Annotated in this window: 5 protein-coding genes; 4 read left to right on the forward strand and 1 reads right to left on the reverse strand. The window is 72.3% G+C overall.

All coding sequences use genetic code 11. The features are described 5' to 3' along the window. The first annotated feature begins 239 nt into the window (after window positions 1-239). The 4 genes from C1A33_RS19830 (at window position 240) to C1A33_RS19845 (ending at window position 4,393) form a co-directional block, all read left to right on the forward strand. On the forward strand, window positions 240-785 hold the full coding sequence (locus C1A33_RS19830; RefSeq protein ID WP_243407740.1) for an NUDIX hydrolase: 546 nt from the start codon (window positions 240-242) through the stop codon (window positions 783-785). 161 nt (window positions 786-946) lie between these two features. Further along, on the forward strand, window positions 947-1,861 hold the full coding sequence (locus C1A33_RS19835; protein ID WP_101832941.1) for an SAM-dependent methyltransferase: 915 nt from the start codon (window positions 947-949) through the stop codon (window positions 1,859-1,861). Between the two features lie 109 nt (window positions 1,862-1,970). Continuing rightward, the gene (locus C1A33_RS19840) at window positions 1,971-3,098 is read left to right on the forward strand and encodes an isopenicillin N synthase family dioxygenase (RefSeq protein WP_101832942.1); all 1,128 of its coding nucleotides are present in this window, start codon (window positions 1,971-1,973) and stop codon (window positions 3,096-3,098) included. Next, window positions 3,095-4,393, forward strand: coding sequence for a bifunctional o-acetylhomoserine/o-acetylserine sulfhydrylase (locus tag C1A33_RS19845; RefSeq protein ID WP_101832943.1), 1,299 nt, complete (start codon window positions 3,095-3,097; stop codon window positions 4,391-4,393). Before C1A33_RS19840 ends, C1A33_RS19845 begins: the two co-directional genes overlap by 4 nt. A gap of 190 nt (window positions 4,394-4,583) precedes the next feature. On the opposite strand, the gene C1A33_RS19850 is transcribed toward C1A33_RS19845, so the two are convergent. Next, the coding region (locus C1A33_RS19850) for an RNA-guided endonuclease InsQ/TnpB family protein (protein WP_133150743.1) at window positions 4,584-5,083 on the reverse strand (500 nt) is incomplete at its 5' end.

Consider the following 5,083-nt stretch of genomic DNA (forward strand, 5'->3'; position numbering starts at 1 on the left):
GTCCCCGCCTCATCGCGCCCGGGTTTCGCCCCACCGCGCCCTGCACCCGACCCACCAGGCCCCATCGCCGGCCCGCCGCGTCCCATCGCGGGCCCGCCGCACGCCGTCGCCGGGCCCGCCGCGTCGAGGCGGCCGGACAATGCCGCCGGTCATGCCATCATGAGACGCCGGCAATTCCCGGCCGCCATGCCGGCGGCGGCACCCCGCGACGCGTTTCCACGAAGAATGAGGAAAAGAGATTGAACGATCGGGTGATCTCCCTGGTCCGGGACTATCTGGTCGCCTATCCCACCGAGGCCGACGGTCTCGCCCCGCTGCTCGAGCTCGCCGCCACGGCCGCGCCGGTGACCGCCCGCACCACCCTGCCCGGCCATGTGACCTGCGGCGCCGTCGCCGTCGACACGACGTACCGGGTTCTGCAGGTCCGCCACCGGGTCCTCGACCGCTGGCTGTTCCCGGGCGGCCACGTCGAGGGGGGCGATGCCACCCTGGTGGCGGCCGCGCTGCGGGAGCTCGCCGAGGAGACCGGCGTCCGGCCCTCCGCGGTCCGGCCGCTGCGCGATCTCCCGATGGACATCGACGTCCACGTGATTCCCGAGAATCCCGCGAACGCCGAACCGGAACACACCCACTACGATTTCCGGTTCGCATTCCAGATCGCGCGGTCCTCCGGCCCCGGCACCGTGGACCTGCGTCTCGACGAGGTCACCGACCACCGGTGGATCCCGGTGTCGGACCTGTGCGGATCGGCGGGCACCCGGATCGCGGCGATGCTGGCTGGCTGACGGCGGCCAGGCCGCCGCCCGCGACGGAACGGAACCGGTCGACGGCGCATCGCGGGTCCGACGTCACCCACTATGGTGGGTCCGAGGCGGTTTGTCGCGCGTGAAGTGGCGCGCGGGATTCGCCGACCACCCCCACGGTACGAACAAGAGGGGCAGCCGCGATGACCGAAGCGGAACCGCAGGAGATCGACAGCACTCGGGAGGGATCCGCCGCCGGCATCGACCTCCAGGTCGACGTTCCGCACCCGGCCCGGATGTACGACTACTTCCTCGGCGGCAAGGACAACTTCCCGGCCGACCGGGAGACCGGCGACCAGGTCATCAAGGTCTTCCCGAACTCGCGCAACGTCGTCCGGCAGAACCGGATGTTCATGAACCGGTCCACCCGCTACCTGGCGGCCGAGGCCGGCATCCGGCAGTTCCTCGACATCGGCACGGGCATTCCCACCTCGCCGAACCTGCACGAGGTCGCGCAGAGCATCACGCCGGGCGCCCGCGTCGTCTACACGGACAACGACCCGATCGTGCTGACCCACGCACGGGCCCTGCTCACCGGCACCCGCGAGGGGCGCACCGCCTACATCGACGCCGACCTTCGCGACACCAGCCGCATCCTGCAGGCCAGCCAGCTCCACGAGACGCTGGACCTGACCGAACCGATCGCCCTGTCGGTGATCGCCATCTTCCACTTCATCCCGAACACCGACGACCCGTACGGGATCATGAGCCGGCTGGTCGACCTGCTGCCGTCGGGCAGCTACGTCTCGCTGACCCACCTGACGCCGGACTTCGACCCGGCGATGCGCGACGTCGAGCGCACCTACCTCTCCCGCGGCATGTCGATGCACCTGCGCACCCGCGCCGAGGTCGAGCGGTTCTTCGCGGGTCTGGAGATCGTCGAGCCCGGTCTGCGGGTCGTGCACCGCTGGCGCCCCGACCTGGCCGACCCGCGCGACGCCCTGCCGTCCGGCGAGGAGGTCGGCGACTCCCCCGCCGCCCACGCGAGGATCGTCGCGCCGGCGGAGCTGACCGACGCACAGGTGAGCATCTACGGCGCCGTCGCCCGCAAGCCCTAGCCCCGCCCGCCGGCGGCCGGGAAGGCCCCGACGGACGTGACCGCATCCGCCGGGGCCCTGTTCGTCGCGGCGCCGCCCGCGGCCGGTCACGGCCTGGCACAGTGACGGTATGGCTCCGCAGGCGCTGCCGACGTTGGACATCGGCCCGTTCCTGGCCGGCACCGCCGAGGGCGGCCGGTTCGTCGCCGCGCTGCGCCGTGCCTGTCACGGCCCCGGGTTCTTCTACCTGACCGGGCACGGCATCCCCGCGGCGGACACCGCCGCCGTGCTGGAGGTGAGCCGCCGCTTCTTCCACCTGCCCGACGCGGCGAAGCTGGCGATCGAGAACATCCACTCGCCGCACTTCCGCGGCTACACCCGCCTCGGCCACGAGATCACCCGCGGCCGCGCGGACCTCCGTGAACAGATCGACATCTCCGACGAGCGGCCCGCCCGGGTGCTCGGCCCGGACGACCCCGCCTACCTGCGTCTGGACGGTCCGAACCAGTGGCCCGAGCAGGTGCCCGACCTGCGCCCGGTCGTCCTGGCCTACATGGCCCGGCTCGGGCGGCTGTCGCGGGTCCTGGTCCGCGCGTTCGCGGAGTCGCTCGGCCTGCCCCCGGACGAGCTCGACCGCACCTTCGCCGACGAGCCCCGCTCGCACCTCAAGCTGATCCGCTACCAGGCCCCGCCGCCCGGCCACGCCGCCGGCCGCGACCAGGGCGTCGGCGCCCACAAGGACGGCGGCTTCGTCACGTTCGTGCTGCAGGACGACGTGCGCCCGCTGCCCACCGCCGGACCGGACCACACCGGCGGACCGGACCACACCGGCGGGTCCGACCACGCGGGCGGATCGGGCCGTCCGGGCCCGGCGGGCCTGCAGGTCGCCGGCCCGGACGGTGACGGCTGGATCGACGCGGCGCCGCGTCCGGGCACCTTCGTCGTCAACATCGGGGAGATGTTCGAGCTGGCCACCCGCGGCTACTACCGCGCGACGACGCACCGGGTCGTGAGCCCGCCGGCGGGACACGAGCGGATGTCCGTGGCGTACTTTTTCGGGCCGCGGCTGTCGGCCACCCTCGAACCCGTACCCCTGCCCGACGAGCTCGTCCGCGAGATCGGCGACGCGCCTCCGCCCGACCCGGACAACCCGATCTTCGCCCAGCATGGCGTGAACACCCTCAAGAGCTGGTTGCGCAGCCATCCGGAGGTGGCCCGCCGCTACTACGCCGACGTCACAGCGAGAGGACCGTCGTGACCGCACCCCAGACCGGTTGGAGTTTCGAGACCCGACAGGTGCACGCCGGCGCGGCGCCGGATCCGGCCACCGGCGCCCGCGCCGTGCCGATCTACCAGACGACGTCGTTCGTCTTCGACGACACCCAGCACGCGGCCGACCTGTTCTCGCTGGCCGAGGTCGGGTTCACCTACACCCGGGTGGTCAACCCGACCCAGGACGCCCTCGAGCGCCGCGTCGCCGACCTGGAGGGCGCAGTGGGGGCGCTGGCAACGGCGAGCGGCCAGGCGGCGATCACCCTGGCCCTGCTCAACCTCGGCGGGGCCGGCAGCCACATCGTGTCCTCGACCTCGCTCTACGGCGGCACCTACGCCCTGTTGCGGCACACTCTCGCCGAGCTCGGTGTCCAGACGACCTTCGTGGACGACGCGGACGACCTCGACGCGTGGCGCGCCGCGATCCGGCCGACCACGGTGGCGCTCTACGGCGAGACGATCGGCAACCCGCGGGGCAACGTCCTGGACACCGCGGGCATCGCCCGGGTCGGTCACGACGCCGGGGTACCGCTGATCGTCGACAACACCCTCGCGTCCCCGTTCCTCAACCGTCCGCTGGAGCACGGCGCGGACATCGTGGTGCACTCGGCGACGAAGTTCATCGGCGGCCACGGGACGTCGATCGGCGGGATCATCGTCGACGGCGGGCGGTTCGACTGGTCCGCCGGGCGCCATCCCCGCCTCGTCACCCCCGACCCCGCCTATCACGGCGTGGTCTTCCAGGAGGAGTTCGGCGAGGCCGCGTACATCGTGCGGGCCCGCGCCCGGCTGCTGCGCGACCTGGGGCCGGCCCTGTCGCCGACGAACGCGTTCCTGCTGCTGCAGGGTCTGGAGACGCTGTCGCTGCGGATGGAGCGGCACAGCGCGAACGCCGACCGGGTCGCCACCTGGCTCGCCGCGCATCCCCAGGTCGGCTGGGTCGCCTATCCGGGGCTGGCGTCCAGCCCGTGGCACGCGGCGGCTCGCCATTACCTGCCTCGCGGCGCCGGGGCGGTGCTCGCGTTCGGCATCGACGGTGGCGCCGCGGCCGGGCGGGCCTTCATCGAGGGGCTGGAGCTGCACAGCCATCTGGCCAATGTCGGCGACGTCCGCTCGTTGGCCATCCACCCGGCCTCGACGACCCACGCCCAGCTCACCGCCGCCGAGCAGGCGGACAGCGGGGTCAGCGCGGACCTCGTGCGGCTGTCGGTCGGCATCGAGGGCATCGACGACATCCTGGCCGACCTCGACCGGGGCTTCCGCGCCGCCAAGGCCGCCTGACCGCTCCCCGCGCCGTCCGGCACCGTCCGGACGGTGGGCGCCGTGCCGGACAGCCCGGCCGACGGACGACGATCGGCCCTGCCTGGCTCGTGGGCTCCTGGCCTACCGTCGACGGGGGCGTCGCCGAACGGTTCCGCGCCCCGGATCCGGACACCCGTCCCTCCGGACACCTGGACATTCCACGAGGGGTTCACGCGTTGACGTCCTCCCCCGCCTGAAGGCGAGGGATTCCAACTCCTACACATCCACCAGAAGGGGGTGCGCGGTGTTGAGGTTCACGGTTCACGGGCACGGCCGACGCCGTGCCTCCCCGCGCGGTCACCGCACGTCCTGCGGCGATGTTCACTGCTGCGTTGACGTCCGCGTTGGCCGTGTGCCCGCAGGCAGCGCACCGGAATACCGCTTGGCTCTCGCGGTTCCCAGACGCCGTATGCCCACAGGCCGAGCAACGCTGAGACGTGTAGGCGGCCGGGATCTTTTCGACCCGGCCGGGGGCTTTCTGTTCGAGACGGTGGACCAGAGATCCCCAGCCGGAGCCGAGGATCGACCGGTTCAGCCCGGCTTTCTGCCGGACGTTGTGGCCCGGCATCTCCACGGTGCCCCGGGCCGACCGGGTCATACCCAGGATGTTTATATCCTCGACACGGATCAGATCGTACCGCCGTGCCAGGCCGGTGGAGGTTTTTTCGA

It is taken from the genome of Frankia canadensis (assembly GCF_900197875.1).
Taxonomy (GTDB): domain Bacteria; phylum Actinomycetota; class Actinomycetes; order Frankiales; family Frankiaceae; genus Frankia; species Frankia canadensis.